We start from the raw sequence: 16,761 nt of genomic DNA, 5'->3' as shown, positions 1-16,761 counted from the left end.
CGCAATGGCGGTGAGGGAGGGATTCGAACCCTCGATACCGATCAAGGTATACGCCCTTAGCAGGGGCGCGCCTTCAGCCACTCGGCCACCTCACCTAATCAACCTGTTTTCCGGCAGGTCGCCGGTCACCTGGAGAGCTCGCTCTGCCGTGGTGCGGGGCGTATATTACGTTGTCGCAGAAATATGTCAAACGCTTTTTGGCAGGCGCGATGACAACTGCACTGTTTTTATCCAGTCCAGCCAAGAATCCGGCAACAAGGCCTGAAAGTGATTGTTTTACTATCAACAGGCGTACCGGAGAGCGCCCTTCAAACGGAATTCAGGCATAAAAAAACCGACGCTGTTGCGCCGGTCTTTTTTAGAAGTTTCCACCTTGCGGAGTGCCGTCTTTCTCGGCTTGAATCCGCATGTAGATCTCCTCGCGATGCACAGAAACCTCTTTGGGAGCGTTCACACCAATACGTACCTGGTTGCCCTTTACTCCCAAAACAGTAACGGTTACTTCGTCACCAATCATTAAGGTTTCGCCTACGCGGCGAGTCAAAATCAGCATTCTTTCGCTCCTCTCTCTTCAAGTCCACCGCCTTCGACGGTGGAATCTTGCAGCGCTATTATAAAGTTAGCCTAGATTAATTCTACCCACTTTGGCAGATATTCTCAGTCTTCACCCAGCCCAAACGAACTGTGGAGGCTTCGGACGGCAAGCTCAAGATACTTCTCATCAATGGCAACGGAGATCTTTATCTCCGAGGTCGCAATCAAATGAATCTTAATCCCTTCTCGACCCAAGACTTCGAACATCCGCTTGGCCACCGAGGTATGGTGGGTCATGGAGGCCCCCACTACGGAAACTTTGCAGATGTCGTTAGTTTCTATCAATTCCCTGGCACCGAACCGCGCCATCAGGGGCTCAATCACGGATCGCGCCAGCGGAAGGTCATCCCGAGGTACGGTAAAGGTCAGGTCGACGCGGCCTTCTCCAGCGCCCGCCTGAACTATCATATCCACGGCAATTTTGGCATCAGCCAAGGGGGAGAACAGGGCGGCAGCCACGCCGGCCTCATCCGCCAGACCGGTCAGGGTCAAGCTGGCCTCTTCGCGACTGTATGCGATACCGGTAACGCAGTTGCCTGAGTGGCAACGGCCATCGTAATCGATCAGAGTTCCTTCTCCTTCCTTGAAACTGGACAGCACCCTGAGTGGCACCCGGTGCCGGCCTGCAAATTCAACAGAGCGCATTTGCAATACCTTAGCACCCAGACTGGCAAGCTCCAACATCTCCTCAAAGGTGATGTGGCTCATTTTGCGCGCCTTAGGTTCTATCCTAGGATCAGTAGTATAAACCCCTTCTACGTCGGTGAAAATCTGACATTCGTCAGCACCCACGGCGGCGGCCAGTGCCACGGCGGTGGTATCAGAGCCTCCACGGCCTAATGTGGTCACCTCGCCGTCAGGGCTCACCCCCTGAAATCCAGCCACAATCGGCACCTGTCCAGCGTCGAGACAACGCTGCAGACGCTGGCGCTCGACGGACTGAATTTCGGCGCGACCATGGTGGCCGTCAGTATGAATTCCTACCTGGAACCCCAACAGGGAGACAGCCTGCACTCCCCGCTTATGTAAAGCCATGGCCATCAGGGCGATGGAGATCTGCTCACCGGTGCTGACCAGCATATCCAGCTCTCGCTGGTCAGGCTGAGCCGACACCAGAGAAGCCAATTCCAGCAGACGGTTGGTCTCGCCAGCCATGGCTGACAACACCACTACCGTCTTGTGGCCTTCGCGTACGGTACGGGCAATACCGTCGGCGACCGCCTCGATGCGGTCAAAAGACCCCACCGAGGTGCCACCATACTTTTGTACGAACAGGGACACTGATTAGAGCCGCTGCGCCAGCCAGTCGTTTACGCTTGCCAGGGCAGCAGGCAGAGCGGCAACGTCGGTTCCACCGGCCTGAGCCATGTCAGGGCGCCCCCCTCCCTTACCGCCAACTTGCTGGGCGACCATGTTCACCAGCTCGCCGGATTTCACCTGGCCGGTGAGATCCTTGGTTACACCGGCAATCAGGCTGACCTTATCATCCTTGGCGGTAGCCAGGACCACAATGCCGCTGCCCAGCTTGTTCTTCAGCTGGTCCAGAGTGTCGCGCAGGGATTTGGGCTCAGCCCCTTCCAGGTTGGCGACAATCACCTTGGTACCGTTAATTTCTATGGCGTTATCGGCCAGAGAGGCACCGGCCTGAGCGGTCAGCTTGGCATTGAGGCGCTCGACCTCCTTCTCCAGCCAGCGGCTGCGCTCCACCAGGGTACGAACCCGCTCGCCCAGGTTGGTGGTGTCACTCTTGACCATGGTCGCCAGACCTTCCAACTGCTCGCCCAACTGGTGCATGGCATCAATGGCCACCTGACCGGTCAGTGCTTCGATTCGACGCACGCCGGCGGCGATACCACCTTCGGAGATGATCTTGAAGAAACCGATGTCACCGGTGCGGTTTACGTGAGTACCGCCACACAGTTCGGTGGAGAACTCACCCATGTTCACAACACGCACTTCGTCGTCGTACTTCTCGCCAAACAGGGCCATGGCACCGGCAGACTTGGCATCGTCGATGTTCATCAGACGGGTGGCCACATCGTTGTTGGCACGAATTTCATCGTTCACCATCTTCTCAACGGTGCGAAGAACCTTGATGTTGACCCCTTCGAAGTGGCTGAAGTCAAATCGCAGCCCTTCTGCATTCACCAGAGACCCCTTCTGAGTCACGTGTTCACCCAGCACCTTGCGCAGTGCCGCGTGCAGCAGGTGGGTGGCGGTGTGGTTCAGCTTGATCGCCTGGCGACGATGGCTGTCGATGGAAGCCGTCAGTTCTTCACCCACGTGAATTTCACCACCAGACACATAACCCACATGAACAATGGCGTTGCCTGCCTTACGGGTATCCTTGACGGTGAAGGCACCGTCGCTCATCAGCAGTTCACCTGAGTCACCCACCTGGCCGCCGCTTTCGGCATAGAAAGGCGTGGTATCCAGAATCACCTGCCCCTCTTCCCCTTCCAGCAGCTGATCTACAGACTCACCCTCTTTGTAGATGGCCACAACCTTGGCCGCCTGCTCGTTGAGGGTATAGCCACTGAACTCGGTGTCGCTGTCGATGCGAAGCACCTCGTTGTAATCCATGCCAAACTTGCTGGCCTGCTGGGCACGCTTACGCTGCTCGGCCATGGCGGCATCAAAGCCCTGCTGATCGATCGTCATGTCGCGCTCACGGGCGATGTCGGCGGTCAGGTCGGCAGGGAAGCCGTAGGTGTCATAGAGTTCAAATACCTTGGTGCCAGGGATGGTGTCCCCTTCCAGGTTCTCCAGCACATCTTCAAGCAGTGCCAGACCGCGATCCACGGTGCGCAGGAACTGCTCCTCTTCAGTTTTCAGTACCTTGGAGATGACCGGCATCTGGGTGTTGAGCTCGTCGTAGGCCGCTCCCATCAGTTCGGCCAGCTTGGGCGCCAGACGGTGGAAGAAGGGCTGTCGAGCCCCCAGCTTGTGTCCATGGCGCACGGCACGACGGATGATGCGGCGCAGCACATAGCCACGGCCTTCGTTGGAGGGCATCACACCATCGGCGATCAGGAAGGCACAGGAGCGGATGTGATCGGCGATCACCTTGAGGGAGTTGTTCTCCAGATCGTCAATGGACAGCAACTGAGCCGCCTGCTTGATCAGAGCCTGGAACAGGTCAATCTCGTAGTTGGAGTGCACGCCCTGCATGATGGCTGCGATACGCTCCAGACCCATGCCGGTATCCACAGAGGGCTTGGGCAGAGGTTCCATGGTACCGTCGGCCTGACGGTTGTACTGCATGAATACGATGTTCCAGATCTCGATGAAACGATCACCATCCTCTTCGGGTGTGCCGGGGCGGCCACCCCAGATGTGGTCGCCGTGATCGTAGAAGATCTCGGTGCAGGGGCCGCATGGGCCGGTATCGCCCATCTGCCAGAAGTTGTCAGAGGCGTACGCTGCGCCCTTGTTGTCGCCGATGCGGATGATGGACTCGGCGGGAACACCGATCTCGTTCAGCCAGATGTCGTAGGCTTCATCATCAGACTCATAGATGGTGACGCACAGCTTCTCCTTGGGCAGCTTCAGCTCTTTGGTGAGGAAGCTCCAGGCGAAGTTGATGGCATCACGCTTGAAGTAGTCACCAAAGCTGAAGTTACCCAGCATCTCGAAGAAGGTGTGGTGACGGGCGGTGTAACCCACGTTTTCCAGGTCGTTATGCTTACCACCGGCACGCACACAACGCTGGGAGGTGGTGGCGCGGGAGTAGTTGCGCTGCTCTGCGCCAAGGAATACGTCCTTGAACTGGTTCATCCCCGCATTGGTAAACAGCAGAGTGGGATCGTTGTGAGGAACCAGAGAGCTGGACTCCACCACTTCGTGGTTCTGGGTGCGGAAATATTCCAGGAAAGCTTCCCGAATTTCAGCAGTGGTCATACGCATGCGGTCATCCTGAAAAGAGTTGTATCTGGGTTGAGGCAGCGCACGGTCCATCTGCTCGGCAGCGCTGCCTGTTCAAACGGCTGATTATATCCGTAACAGGGCCGGGCAAACCAGCGATATGGGGGAATTTAGGGAAAATTACTCGCTTCGGGAAAGCTCGTCGAAGGCGTACTGTATCTGGTCGCGGTCAAAGCCACGTCCGCTGAGGAAGCGCCACGCCTTCTGACGGGCGGTGTAGTCGGCCATCTGCTGGCCGGTGAAGCGTCGTTGTGCCAGCGCCAGACAGCTCTGCCACCAATCCAACTGCTCCTGCTCCAGGGCCTTGGCAATCAGGGAGGAGCAAAGGCCACGCTGACGCAGCTCCTGGCGTACCTTGGCGGGCCCCTGACCACGGAGGGCACGGCTGCGGGCGTAGGAGAGGGCGAAGCGCTCCTCATCCAGATAACCCCACTCCTCCAACTGGAGAAACAGTGCTTCACTGCCAGAAAGATCAAAGCCGCGCTGACGCAGTTTTTGCATCAACTCGGCTTTGGCGTGATCCCGGCGGCTCAGCAGATTCAGAGCCGCCTGTTTGAGGTCGGCCTGGCTCAGGCCTCCTCACCCTCTTTAGCGGGGTCAAACTCATCGGCTTGAGGCTCAGCCTTCACCAGCAGCATGGCGCGCAGCTGGGTTTCGATCTCTTCGGAGATGGCCACGTTCTCTTTGAGGAAACGGATGCAGTTCGCCTTGCCCTGACCGATCTTCTCGCCCTTATAGCTGTACCAGGCACCGGACTTCTCCACCAGCTTGTGCTTCACACCCAGGTCGATGAGTTCGCCCTCTTTGGAGGAGCCTTCACCATAGAGGATCTGGAACTCAGCCTGTTTGAACGGAGGCGCCACCTTGTTCTTCACCACCTTAACCCGGGTTTCGTTACCCACCACTTCGTCACCATCTTTGATGGCGCCGGTACGGCGGATATCCAGGCGCACGGAGGCGTAGAACTTCAGGGCGTTACCACCTGTGGTGGTTTCAGGGTTACCGAACATCACACCAATCTTCATCCGGATCTGGTTGATGAAGATGCACAGGGTGTTGGAGCGCTTGATGTTGGCGGTCAGTTTACGCAGGGCCTGGGACATCAGGCGCGCCTGCAGGCCAACGTGGGAATCGCCCATCTCACCTTCGATCTCCGCCTTGGGCGTCAACGCGGCCACGGAGTCAACGATCACCACGTCCACGGCACCGGAGCGCACCAGCATGTCACAGATCTCCAGGGCCTGCTCACCGGTATCGGGCTGGGACACCAGCAGCTCCTGCACGTTCACACCCAGCTTCTCGGCGTAGATGGGGTCCAGGGCGTGTTCGGCATCCACGAAGGCACAGGTTTTGCCCATCTTCTGAGCTTCGGCGATCACCTGCAGAGTCAGGGTGGTCTTACCGGAAGATTCGGGACCGTAGATCTCAACAACACGGCCGGCCGGCAGACCGCCAATGCCCAGGGCGACATCCAGGCCCAGAGAGCCGGTGGAGATGGCCTCAATGTCCATGGCAGTGGCATCACCCAGGCGCATGATAGAGCCTTTACCAAACTGCTTTTCAATCTGTCCCAGGGCAGCGGCCAATGCCCGCTGTTTGTTGTTGTCCATTGCTAGCTCCACTCTAAAATTGGATGAGGCGTTATCATTCACTGGGGTCAGTATACTGTATAGTCATACAGTATCAACCCCTGTTTACTGTATGGAGGCGTTTTTCGATCCGGGGTATGATAACGGCTTTGTCGATTTTGCCCAGCAGGAAACTCGTGAGCCCCCAGTCCGACGCCCTAGCGCATCACACGCCGATGATGCAGCAGTACCTGACTCTCAAAGCCCAGCATCAGGATGTGATCCTGTTCTATCGCATGGGCGATTTCTATGAACTCTTCTATGACGATGCCAAGCGCACTGCGGCCCTGCTGGACATCACCCTGACCGCCCGTGGCAAGAGCGGCGGCGATCCCATTCCCATGGCCGGCGTGCCCTACCATGCGGTCGAGGGGTACCTGGCAAGGCTGGTGCAAATGGGTGAGTCGGTGGCCATCTGTGAACAGGTGGGCGATCCAGCTACCAGCAAGGGACCGGTGGAACGCAAAGTAGTGCGCATCGTCACCCCAGGCACCGTCACCGACGAAGCGCTGCTGACCGACCGTCGCGATAACCTGGTGGCCGCCCTGTATGAACACCAGGGCCGCTTCGGGTTTGCCACCCTGGATCTCACCTCAGGTCGATTCTTCCTCAACGAACTGAACGACGAGGAGAGCCTGGCCGCCGAGCTGCAGCGGGTGGCGCCGGTGGAACTGCTCTACTGCGAGTCGCTGATGGCGATGCATCTGGTGGAGGAGCTTAAGGGACTGCGCCGCCGACCCGAATGGGAGTTCGATCTGGCGACGGCCCGCAAACAGCTGACCGAGCAGTTTGGCACCCGGGATCTGGCCGGATTTGGGGTGGAAGAGGCCAACCTGGGTTTGTGCGCCGCAGGCTGTCTGCTCCAGTACGTCAAGGACACCCAGCGCACCGCCCTGCCCCACATTCGCAGCATTGGTCGCCACCTCAGTGATGAGGGCATCGTGCTGGATGCCGCCACCAGGCGCAACCTGGAGCTGACCCGCAACCTGGGTGGAGGCCATGACAACACCCTGGCCTCAGTTCTGGATGCCAGTGCCACCGCCATGGGTTCCCGCCAGTTGCAGCGTTGGATTCACCAACCCCTGACCTGCCGCAACACCCTGAATCAGCGCCTGGACGCGGTGGCAGAGTTGCTGGCGCTGGGACTGAGTCCGGATCTGACGGACCTGCTCAAGGAGATTGGCGACATCGAGCGGGTGCTGGCGCGGCTGGCCCTGCGCAGCGCCCGGCCCCGGGACTTCACCCGCCTGCGTCAGGCGATGAGAGTCCTGCCGGAGCTGAGAGACACCCTGGGTCAGTGCCAGTCAGGCCGGCTGAGCAATCTGACTGAACAATTGGGGGAGTTTCCCGAAGAGCTGGCCCTGCTGGAGCGGGCCATTATCGATAATCCACCGGTACTGATCCGCGACGGTGGCGTGATCGCCCCGGGCTACAACAGCGATCTGGACTACTGGCGGGACCTGTCCCGGGGGGCCACCGATTATCTGGCCGAACTGGAAGCCCGGGAGAAAGAGGTCACCGGCATCGCCACCCTCAAGGTGGGGTACAACAAGGTACACGGCTACTTCATCGAAGTCTCCAAGGCGCAGTCGACCCTGGTGCCGGCCAGCTACATCCGCCGTCAGACCCTGAAAAACGCCGAGCGCTTCATCATCCCGGAGCTCAAGGAGCATGAGGACAAGGTGCTCACCAGTCAGGGCAAAGCCCTGGCCCTGGAGAAGCAGTTGTATGAGGAACTGTTCGATCTGCTGATGCCCAAGCTGGCCGAGCTGCAGATGTTCGGTTTCGCCTGCGCCGAGCTGGACGTTCTGCAAACCTTCGCCGATCGGGCCGAGTCTCTGGGGTACTGCCGCCCCACCCTGAGCGACAGCGTGGGCATAGAGATCCGCGGTGGCCGTCACCCCGTGGTGGAGCAGGTGATGAAGGAGCCCTTTATCGCCAACCCGGTCTCCCTCAGCCCCTATCGCCGGATGCTGGTGCTGACCGGCCCCAACATGGGCGGTAAATCGACCTACATGAGGCAGACGGCCCTGATTGCCCTGATGGCGCACATCGGCTGCTTCGTGCCGGCAGACAGCGCCGAGATCGGCCGACTGGACCGGATCTTTACCCGCATCGGCGCCTCGGACGATCTGGCCTCCGGCCGCTCCACCTTCATGGTGGAGATGACGGAAACCGCCAACATTCTCAACAACGCCAGTGAGCGCAGCCTGGTGCTGATGGATGAGATCGGCCGCGGCACCTCCACCTATGATGGCCTGTCCCTGGCCTGGGCGGCGGCGGAGTTCCTGACCCGCAAGAGCCAGTCCCTGACCCTGTTCGCCACCCACTACTTCGAGCTGACCCAGCTGCCGGAACAACATCAGGAGGCGGTCAATGTTCACCTGGATGCGGTGGAGCATGGGGACACCATCGCCTTTATGCACGCGGTGCAGGAGGGCCCGGCCAGCCGCAGCTATGGTCTGCAGGTGGCCGCCCTGGCAGGGGTACCGCAAGGGGTGATCCGCCAAGCCAAACAGAAGCTGGCGCAGCTCGAGCAGTTGGGGCAGGCCCAGGCCGAACCGCAACTGTCCCTGGCGATCAGCCCAGCTGAGCCGGAGCCCCACCCTGCCCTGGAGATGCTGGAGCAGAGCGATCTGGATAACCTCAGCCCCCGCCAGGCCCAGGATCTGCTTTACCGTCTCAAGGCGATGCTGTAGCTGGCTCCAGAGACAAAAAAAACGCGGCCCGGTGGCCGCGTTTTTCGTTGCGCTAACAAATGGCAGAATCAGGGACGGAACAACGCCTCACTGGACAGCCCCTGGGCTCCCAACAGATCCTTGAGGCGACGCAGGGCTTCAACCTGAATCTGACGGACCCGCTCCCGGGTCAGACCTATCTCCCGCCCGACATCTTCCAGAGTGGAGGGCTCATAACCCAGCAGACCGAATCGGCGAGCCAGTACTTCGCGTTGCTTGGAGTTCAGCTCATCCAGCCAACGGACTACCGAGTCCTGAATGTCGTCTTCCTGCACCTTGGATTCGGGACCGGAGCTGTCGTCGTCTGCAATGATATCCAGCAGGGCCTTGTCGGAGTCACCGCCGATGGGCGTGTCCACTGAGCTGATCTTCTCATTCAGCTTCAGCATCTTGCTCACATCCTCAACCGGTTTGTCCAGCTTGGCGGCAATCTCATCTGCGGTAGGCTCGTGATCCAGGCTGTGGGCCAGCTCACGGGCGGTGCGCAGGTAGACATTGAGCTCCTTGACCACATGAATGGGCAGACGGATGGTGCGGGTCTGATTCATGATGGCACGCTCGATGGTCTGTCGAATCCACCAGGTCGCGTAGGTGGAGAACCGGAACCCCCGCTCGGGGTCGAACTTCTCCACGGCGCGGATCAATCCCAGGTTGCCCTCTTCAATCAGGTCGAGCAGGGCCAATCCCCGGTTGTTGTACCGACGGGCGATCTTCACCACCAGGCGCAGATTACTTTCAATCATCCTGTTGCGGGATTTGGCACAATCACGCTGGGCACGGCGAGCGTAATAGACCTCCTCCTCGGCGGTGAGCAAGGGTGAGAATCCGATCTCACTCAGGTACAACTGAGTGGCATCGAGATTTTTCTGCAGATCATCCTGAACCAGTTGATCTACGGCGGACTCTTTTGCTGCCTTTCGCTTACCTGACGTTGCTCGGTTGGAATCAGTCCCCAAAACTGCTTCTTCCCTGTTCAGATCCACGGCAGCACTGCTGTATTGCTTGATATTTCGACTCATTGGCCAGTCTCCCAATTTGTCCCAAACCACTGATGATTACTTCACGGTAAAGCCTCCATATACCTTGACGTCCCTTCAAGAAAGGTTACTGCTTCGGCAGATAACGCTCCGGATCCACCGACTTACCCCGGTAACGGATCTCGAAGTGCAACATCACCCGATCGCTGTCTGTACTTCCCATTTCGGCGATCTGCTGACCTGCTTTTACTGCCTGTTTCTCTTTTACGAGTATTTTTCTGTTATGGGCATAGGCACTGAGAAAATCGTCACTGTGTTTAATGATGATCAACTTGCCGTATCCCCTGAGAGCACTTCCGGCGTACACCACCCGGCCCTCGGCTGAAGCTACAACAGGCGCCCCCTCCCTGGAAGCGATGTTTAACCCCTTCTGCCCTTGAGCGGAGTCGGAGTAGCGGGCCACCACCTTTCCTGAGGCTGGCCAGCGCCACTTGGACACTTTCTTCGGCAACGAAGAGTTTAATGACCTGTTAATATTTTGTGGGCTTCTTGTTGAAGCATACTCCTGAGAATTTTTGGGATCAACAGATTTAGTGTTTTCTTTTTGTTTCGGCGATCTGACAGAGCTTGATGTGGATCGACTGGAATTCGCAGGGGTTTTCGCTGTTTTTTTGCTGCTGGAGGTGGTTGGTGCTGATTTTTTGACCGATCGCAAATCAAGCCACTGTCCCACACGGATTGTGTAGGGTGATGGCAGCTTGTTAATACGGGCCAGGTCTTTGTAGTCGTTACCGGACGCCCAGGCAATGGAGTAGAGGGTATCCCCAGGCCTCACCTGGTATCTGGACTGGCTGACACTGCCACGGGCCTTGTCCTTATAGGTTTTGCCTGTGTATAAACTTTCCACAGGCGCAGGCTTATGAGCCTGAAAACTGCACCCGGCCAGTGCGAGGATCAGTAACAAAAAGAAAGATCTGCTTACAAAACGAGCAGCATGGCGCACAGCAATCCTCCCAAAATCAACCAGCCCAGCCAGGCATGAGCCTTGGGCAGACGACCGGTCTCTTTGGCCACCCAGGCCACCAATAGATAACGACTGGCCCGACTCACCGTCGCCGCCAGCAGGAACAGAGGCCATGAAACACCACTGGCCCCAGCCGCCAACGTGGCCAGCTTATACGGCAAGGGGGTTAGCCCCGACGCCGCCAATATCCAGGCTCCCCACTGACCATAGAGTTCCAGGATCTCAGTCAGTTCCACCTCATAGTGCCAGCGCTGCACCAGGGGCATCACCAATGCCTCCATGCCATAACGCGCCGCCAGGTAGCCAAACAGACCCCCGATCACGGACCAGAAGACCGTCAGCCCGGCCAGAGAGAGCCACTGCCCGGGAGCCAAGCGGCACAGGGGCGCCAGAGCCAGTTCAGCCGGAACAGGCAGAATCAGCCCCTCCAGAAAGGCAAACGCCGCCAGGGTTCGGCGGCGTAGCCCGTGATAGTTACTCGGTGTCACCGGCCACCAAGGGCACGAAACGCACCTCCTCCAACACCTCGCTCAGGTAGCGGTCTCCCTGGCGGGTGATCAGATGCAGAACCTGAACCTGTTCCCCAATGGGGATCACCATGCGGCCCCCATCGGCCATCTGCTGCAGCAGCGCCTGAGGCAGCTCCCGGGCGGCGGCGGTCACTATGATTCCGGCAAAGGGTGCCCGAGCCGGCCACCCCTGCCATCCATCGCCGTACTTGAAGGCGACGTTGTGCAGATCCATCTTCTTCAGCCGCTGCCTGGCCTTGATCTGCAGCCCCTTGATTCGCTCCACCGAACACAGCTCCGGCACCAACTGGGCCAGAATCGCCGACTGGTAGCCCGAACCGGTCCCGATCTCCAGCACCGGTCCATCGGGCATCCCATGAAGCAACGCCTGGGTCATGCGCGCCACAATATAGGGCTGGGAAATGGTCTGCCCCTGGCCTATGGGCAATGCGGTGTTCTCCCAGGCCTTCTGTGTCAGCGCCCCCTCCACAAAGGAGGTTCTGGGGGTATTGGCGATGGCCGCCAATACCCGCTCATCGCCGATGCCCGCCTGCCGCAGCAGGTCGGCCAGCCGCTGACCATATACCTGAGCCTGACCTATCATGACAACCCGCCCATCCAGCTCTTGAGCCCATTCAGTTGATCGTGGGCAGTGAGATCCACCGTCAGTGGGGTGATGGAGATGTAACCGTTTGCCACCGCATGGAAATCGGTTCCTGGGCCGGCATCCTGCTGTTGACCCGGGGGGCCCAGCCAGTAGATGTCGCGACCCGCGGGATCCTGGGTACGAATCATCCCTTCGGCTTTATGGCGGGCACCCAGTCGGGTCACCTGCACCCCCTGGATCGCTTCTTCTGGAAGGTCTGGCACATTGATGTTGAGGATCTGGTTTGAGGGCAGCGGATTCTGTTTCAGGTGCTTGACCAGCTTCAAGGTAAACTGGGCGGCGGTCTCATAGTGGCGCAGTTCCCGGCCCACCAGGGAGACAGCGATGGTCGGCAGCCCCAGATGACGCCCCTCCATGGCCGCAGCCACGGTGCCGGAATAGAGGGTGTCATCCCCCAGATTGGCGCCCGCATTGATGCCGGACACCACCAGGTCGGGCTCTCCCTCCATCAGTTCGCGGATCGCCAGGTGGACACAGTCTGTGGGGGTGCCATTCACCGCCAGATAGCCGTTCTCTATGGATTGCACCCGCAGAGGATTGGTCAGGGTCAGAGAGTTGCTGGCCCCGGAACAGTTACGATCGGGCGCCACGGTCATCACGTCGGCCAGGGAGGACAGCGCCTCCGACAGGGCGCGGATCCCCGGGGCATGCACCCCATCATCATTGCTTACCAGAATCTTCATAGTGGGCTATTTTTATCCATTAACCGTTTGATTTTCAAGATTGTGTGCCTCGTCATACCGGAGCAGCTCACGCAATACTGCCGTGGCATAGGCACCGGCAGGCAGCTGGAAGCTGAGCACCAGGGTCTCCCCCTCCAGTTGCCAGCTCATCTGCTCGGGGCGCAGAAGCAGGGGACGACGTTCCTGATCCATCCGCGCATCCTTGAGGCCCTGAACCAGCTCGGGCCAGCGAGCCATCACCCCCTGCTCAAACTGATCAGCCTCATCGTCACCACTGTGGTAATCGCCGGCCATCGGGGCCGACAGGCGCAGTTCTCCCCGGGCCACGCGTCCCGGGATCTCGGCGTCGGCGGGCTCAGACTTAAAGAAGCTGCCTCCGGTGGGCATCATCAGAGTATCTCCGGCCAGAGGGGCCAGGCCATGCTGCTGCAAACGCTCGGACACCACGTGGTTGAACAGGAAACTGCGGGCAGCAGACAGGTAGATGCTGCGCTTGTTCCTGTCTTTGATGCGCTTGCCAGCAAACATCTCTGCGGCACGCTCCACATTACGACCGCCATGGCCGAAGCGCTGCTCACCAAAGTAATTGGGTACGCCCTGGGCCTTGATCTGCTCCAGGCGCGACTGCAGATCGGTGCCCGGCTGCAGCTGACGCAGGGTCAGGGTAAAGCGATTGCCGGTAAGAGCGCCGGTGCGCAACTTCTTGCCATGACGCAAGGCCTGCAGCACCTCGAGGTCTTCACCGTTGAGGGCACTCCAGTCCGGGGTCTCCTTACCCGGAATTCGGACACTGAACCACTGGGTGGTCACCCCATACTTGTCCTTGAGTCCCGCCCAGGAGACATCCATCCGCTTTACTCCGGCGAAACTGGCCAACTTCTGGGCCAGTTGATGGGTGGTCATCAATCGCTTGCGGATCTGCAGCAGATGGTGCTCACCCTGTCCGTCGGCCTCGAAAGGCAACTCCTCTTCGACGATGAAGTCTTCGGGCAGGGTGCGCAGGATGGCGTAGCCGTCAGGCTCGCCATGGAGATAGTGCCACTGGGGCAGGGTGTATTCAGTCACGGGTAAGTACCACTACTGCTTCTGTGGCGATCCCCTCGGCACGGCCGGTAAAACCCAGCTTCTCCGTGGTGGTCGCCTTGACGTTAACTTGATCCAGCGCCGATTCCAGATCGGCACTGATGTTGGCGCGCATCCGCTGGATGTGAGGCGCCATTTTGGGAGCCTGGGCGATGACGGTCACGTCCAGGTTGCCCAGTGTGTATCCCCGCTCCTTCACCAAAGCATAGCAATGGCGCAGCAGCACCCGGCTGTCTGCACCCTTGAACCGGGGATCGGTGTCGGGAAAATGGTGGCCGATGTCGCCCAGAGCCAGGGCGCCCAGCAGGGCGTCGCTGATGGCGTGCAGGATCACATCCCCATCGGAGTGGGCCAGCAGCCCCTGATGATAGGGCACCTTCACCCCGGCCAGGGTCACCGGGCCTTCACCGCCAAACTTATGAACATCGAAACCGTGGCCAATACGAATCATCTTTACTCCTTAATCAGCAACCTGGCGATACGGAGGTCGTCAGGATGGGTGACTTTGATGTTGGCAGGGCTGCCCTCCACCAGGGTGGGGTGCCATCCCAGGCGCTCCATGGCGGAGGCCTCATCGGTAATATTGGCGCCCTGCTCCAGCCCCTGAGCCAGGGCATCGCGCAGGGCCTTGAGTGGAAACAGCTGCGGGGTCAGGGCATGCCACAACCCACTGCGCTCCACCGTGTGGTCAATGGCACCATCGCCATTGGCCCGCTTCATGGTATCCCGTACCGGGGCCGCCAGGATGCCCCCCTGCTCTCCAGAGAGCTGGATCAACCGGTCGATGTCCTCATGACTCAAGCAGGGACGGGCCGCATCGTGCACCATCACCCAGGCGTTGTCATCGTCGATATGGTTCAGGGCACTGAGCACCGAATCGGCCCGTTCCTGCCCCCCGGGAACCCGGGTCAGTCTGGGATCGGCGGATTCCGGCAACTCATCGAAGAAGCCATCCTCACGGCCCAGTGCCACCACCACCCGGGTGATTCCGGGGTGGCTGAGCAGTCTGCCCAGGGTGTGGGACAGTATGGGACGGCCATCGAGTGGCAGATACTGCTTAGGAATGTCGGCGCCCATGCGCTTGCCAACGCCGGCCGCTGGCACCACGGCGTAGAGGGGGGATTGCTTGGATAACATTTCGGCTCCGGATGGGCGGGGTTACTGGTGGGCAGAATCGGCGGAGGGGCGTTTGATCACCCGGAAGAACTGCTCATTGGGACCCACCATGCCCAGTTCATTCCTGGCACGCTCCTCGATGGATTCCAGTCCGTCGCGCAGATCGGTGATCTCCTGACGCAGCATCTGATTGCGCTGTTCCAGCTTAAGGTTGTTGGCCTGCTGTTCGGCAATCTGCGCCTCTAGCCGCCGCACTTCGGCGTAGCCATTCTCTCCGTTCCAGAGACGGTACTGAAGCCCCATCAGGGACAACGTCAAGACAATAAGCAGCAGTCGCATCGTATCCACCCGCACGTTGATGTCAGAGATCTTGACCCAAGGCGACTGAAAAGGAAAGCCACCAGGCACAAAAAAAGCCGCCCTAAGGCGGCTTTTCAGTATGGTTTTCAACGCTTCAAGGCATTAGCCCTGGCCGTTGATCTCTTTCAGGCCACGGTAAGGTACGTTACCGCCCAGAGCCTCTTCGATGCGCAGCAGCTGGTTGTACTTGGCGACACGGTCGGAGCGGCACAGGGAGCCGGTCTTGATCTGGCCAGCGGCGGTGCCCACCGCCAGGTCGGCGATGGTGGCATCTTCGGTCTCACCGGAGCGGTGGGAGATCACCGCGGTGAAGCCCGCGTCCTTGGCCATCTTGATGGCGTCCAGAGTCTCGGACAGGGAACCGATCTGGTTGAACTTGATCAGGATGGAGTTGCCGATGCTGTTGTCGATACCACGCTTGAGGATCTTGGTGTTGGTTACGAACAGGTCGTCACCCACCAGCTGGATCTTGTCACCCAGGATCTTGGTCTGGTAAGCCCAGCCATCCCAGTCAGACTCGTCCAGGCCATCTTCGATGGAAACGATGGGGTACTGTTCGGTCAGGTTGGCCAGGTAGTCGGAGAAACCGTTGGAGTCGAAGCTCTTGTTTTCGCCACTCAGGACGTACTGACCGTCTTTGTAGAACTCGGACGCAGCGCAGTCCAGCGCCAGGGTCACGTCGGTGCCCAGCTTGTAGCCAGCCGCTTCAACCGCTTCCTTGATCACCGCCAGGGCATCGGCGTTAGACGCCAGGTTAGGGGCAAAACCACCTTCGTCACCTACGGCGGTGTTCAGACCCTTGGCCTTCAGTACCTTCTTCAGGTTGTGGAAGATCTCGGCACCCATACGCAGGGCTTCACGGAAGTTTGGCGCGCCAACAGGCTGTACCATGAACTCCTGGATGTCCACGTTGTTGTCCGCGTGCTCACCACCGTTGAGGATGTTCATCATAGGCAGTGGCATGGAGTACTGGCCAGGGGTACCGTTCAGCTCAGCGATGTGGGCGTACAGAGGCAGACCCTTGGCAGCAGCGGCGGCCTTGGCCGCAGCCAGAGAGACAGCCAGGATGGCGTTGGCGCCCAGCTTGTCTTTGTTCTCGGTGCCGTCCAGGTCGATCATCACCTTGTCCAGACCACGCTGGTCGGTGGCGTCGAAACCTGCCAGGGCAGGAGCGATAGCGTCGTTAACGTTGGCAACGGCTTTCAGCACGCCCTTACCCAGGTAGCGGGACTTGTCACCATCACGCAGTTCCAGGGCTTCGCGGGTACCGGTGGAGGCACCGGAGGGAGCACAGGCCATGCCGATAAACCCGCCTTCCAGATGCACTTCGGCTTCTACAGTGGGGTTACCGCGGGAGTCCATGACTTCGCGGCCGACAATCTTAACGATCTTTGCCATTTCAAAGTTTCCTATTACAGAGTTTCAAAGTTAAAGGACGGGCGCCACTGGGGCACCCGC

The 16,761-nt window shown here is 59.3% G+C and carries 16 protein-coding genes and 1 tRNA gene; 1 reads left to right on the top strand and 16 read right to left on the bottom strand.

Features of this window, described 5'->3' with window-relative positions; translation table 11 throughout:
- Nucleotides 1-5: 5 nt before the first annotated feature.
- From G505_RS0112825 to recA, 6 genes are all read right to left on the bottom strand, one after another.
- Nucleotides 6-95, bottom strand: a tRNA-Ser gene (locus G505_RS0112825).
- Nucleotides 96-358: 263 nt separating this feature from the next.
- Complete coding sequence (gene csrA, locus G505_RS0112820; RefSeq protein ID WP_028109924.1) at nucleotides 359-553, bottom strand: carbon storage regulator CsrA; 195 nt, start codon at nucleotides 551-553, stop codon at nucleotides 359-361.
- A gap of 104 nt (nucleotides 554-657) precedes the next feature.
- Nucleotides 658-1,875, bottom strand: coding sequence for an aspartate kinase (locus tag G505_RS0112815; RefSeq protein WP_028109923.1), 1,218 nt, complete (start codon nucleotides 1,873-1,875; stop codon nucleotides 658-660).
- Between the two features lie 3 nt (nucleotides 1,876-1,878).
- On the bottom strand, nucleotides 1,879-4,500 hold the full coding sequence (alaS, locus tag G505_RS0112810) for an alanine--tRNA ligase (protein WP_028109922.1): 2,622 nt from the start codon (nucleotides 4,498-4,500) through the stop codon (nucleotides 1,879-1,881).
- A 138-nt stretch (nucleotides 4,501-4,638) separates the two neighbouring features.
- Nucleotides 4,639-5,061 (bottom strand): regulatory protein RecX, encoded by a 423-nt coding sequence (locus G505_RS0112805; RefSeq protein ID WP_425402186.1) that lies wholly within the window; start codon nucleotides 5,059-5,061, stop codon nucleotides 4,639-4,641.
- Between the two features lie 26 nt (nucleotides 5,062-5,087).
- On the bottom strand, nucleotides 5,088-6,128 hold the full coding sequence (gene recA / locus G505_RS0112800; RefSeq protein WP_028109920.1) for a recombinase RecA: 1,041 nt from the start codon (nucleotides 6,126-6,128) through the stop codon (nucleotides 5,088-5,090).
- A 116-nt stretch (nucleotides 6,129-6,244) separates the two neighbouring features.
- Here recA and mutS point away from each other — a divergent pair, with 116 nt between their 5' ends.
- The gene (mutS, locus tag G505_RS0112795) at nucleotides 6,245-8,845 is read left to right on the top strand and encodes a DNA mismatch repair protein MutS (RefSeq protein ID WP_084643985.1); all 2,601 of its coding nucleotides are present in this window, start codon (nucleotides 6,245-6,247) and stop codon (nucleotides 8,843-8,845) included.
- 68 nt (nucleotides 8,846-8,913) lie between these two features.
- Here mutS and rpoS read toward each other — a convergent pair whose 3' ends face one another.
- From rpoS to eno, 10 genes are all read right to left on the bottom strand, one after another.
- Nucleotides 8,914-9,903 (bottom strand): RNA polymerase sigma factor RpoS, encoded by a 990-nt coding sequence (gene rpoS, locus G505_RS0112790; RefSeq protein ID WP_028109918.1) that lies wholly within the window; start codon nucleotides 9,901-9,903, stop codon nucleotides 8,914-8,916.
- An 85-nt stretch (nucleotides 9,904-9,988) separates the two neighbouring features.
- Entirely contained in the window at nucleotides 9,989-10,864 is an 876-nt protein-coding gene (locus G505_RS22765; protein ID WP_245568373.1) for a peptidoglycan DD-metalloendopeptidase family protein, read from the bottom strand.
- Nucleotides 10,840-11,373 carry a YqaA family protein gene (locus G505_RS23360; RefSeq protein ID WP_035385378.1) on the bottom strand — a complete coding sequence of 178 codons (534 nt, stop codon included), beginning with the start codon at nucleotides 11,371-11,373 and terminating at the stop codon, nucleotides 10,840-10,842. The genes G505_RS22765 and G505_RS23360 overlap by 25 nt, the downstream gene beginning before the upstream one ends.
- On the bottom strand, nucleotides 11,360-11,998 hold the full coding sequence (locus tag G505_RS0112775) for a protein-L-isoaspartate(D-aspartate) O-methyltransferase (protein ID WP_035385377.1): 639 nt from the start codon (nucleotides 11,996-11,998) through the stop codon (nucleotides 11,360-11,362). Before G505_RS0112775 ends, G505_RS23360 begins: the two co-directional genes overlap by 14 nt.
- Nucleotides 11,995-12,744: a 5'/3'-nucleotidase SurE gene (surE, locus tag G505_RS0112770; protein WP_028109915.1), complete on the bottom strand. Its 750-nt coding sequence runs from the start codon at nucleotides 12,742-12,744 to the stop codon at nucleotides 11,995-11,997. The genes G505_RS0112775 and surE overlap by 4 nt, the downstream gene beginning before the upstream one ends.
- A gap of 12 nt (nucleotides 12,745-12,756) precedes the next feature.
- Nucleotides 12,757-13,809, bottom strand: coding sequence for a tRNA pseudouridine(13) synthase TruD (truD, locus tag G505_RS0112765; RefSeq protein WP_028109914.1), 1,053 nt, complete (start codon nucleotides 13,807-13,809; stop codon nucleotides 12,757-12,759).
- Complete coding sequence (ispF, locus tag G505_RS0112760) at nucleotides 13,802-14,278, bottom strand: 2-C-methyl-D-erythritol 2,4-cyclodiphosphate synthase (RefSeq protein WP_035385376.1); 477 nt, start codon at nucleotides 14,276-14,278, stop codon at nucleotides 13,802-13,804. Before ispF ends, truD begins: the two co-directional genes overlap by 8 nt.
- Before the next feature lie 2 nt (nucleotides 14,279-14,280).
- A complete protein-coding gene (gene ispD / locus G505_RS0112755) occupies nucleotides 14,281-14,964 on the bottom strand; it encodes a 2-C-methyl-D-erythritol 4-phosphate cytidylyltransferase (protein ID WP_028109912.1) in 684 nt (227 codons plus the stop codon).
- Between the two features lie 21 nt (nucleotides 14,965-14,985).
- Nucleotides 14,986-15,282, bottom strand: coding sequence for a cell division protein FtsB (gene ftsB / locus G505_RS0112750; protein ID WP_028109911.1), 297 nt, complete (start codon nucleotides 15,280-15,282; stop codon nucleotides 14,986-14,988).
- A gap of 123 nt (nucleotides 15,283-15,405) precedes the next feature.
- The gene (eno, locus tag G505_RS0112745; protein ID WP_028109910.1) at nucleotides 15,406-16,701 is read right to left on the bottom strand and encodes a phosphopyruvate hydratase; all 1,296 of its coding nucleotides are present in this window, start codon (nucleotides 16,699-16,701) and stop codon (nucleotides 15,406-15,408) included.
- Nucleotides 16,702-16,761 lie beyond the last annotated feature (60 nt).

This window comes from Ferrimonas futtsuensis DSM 18154 (assembly GCF_000422645.1).
In the GTDB taxonomy this organism is placed as follows: Bacteria; Pseudomonadota; Gammaproteobacteria; order Enterobacterales; family Shewanellaceae; genus Ferrimonas; species Ferrimonas futtsuensis.
This window is presented reverse-complemented; position numbering and strand designations above follow the sequence as displayed.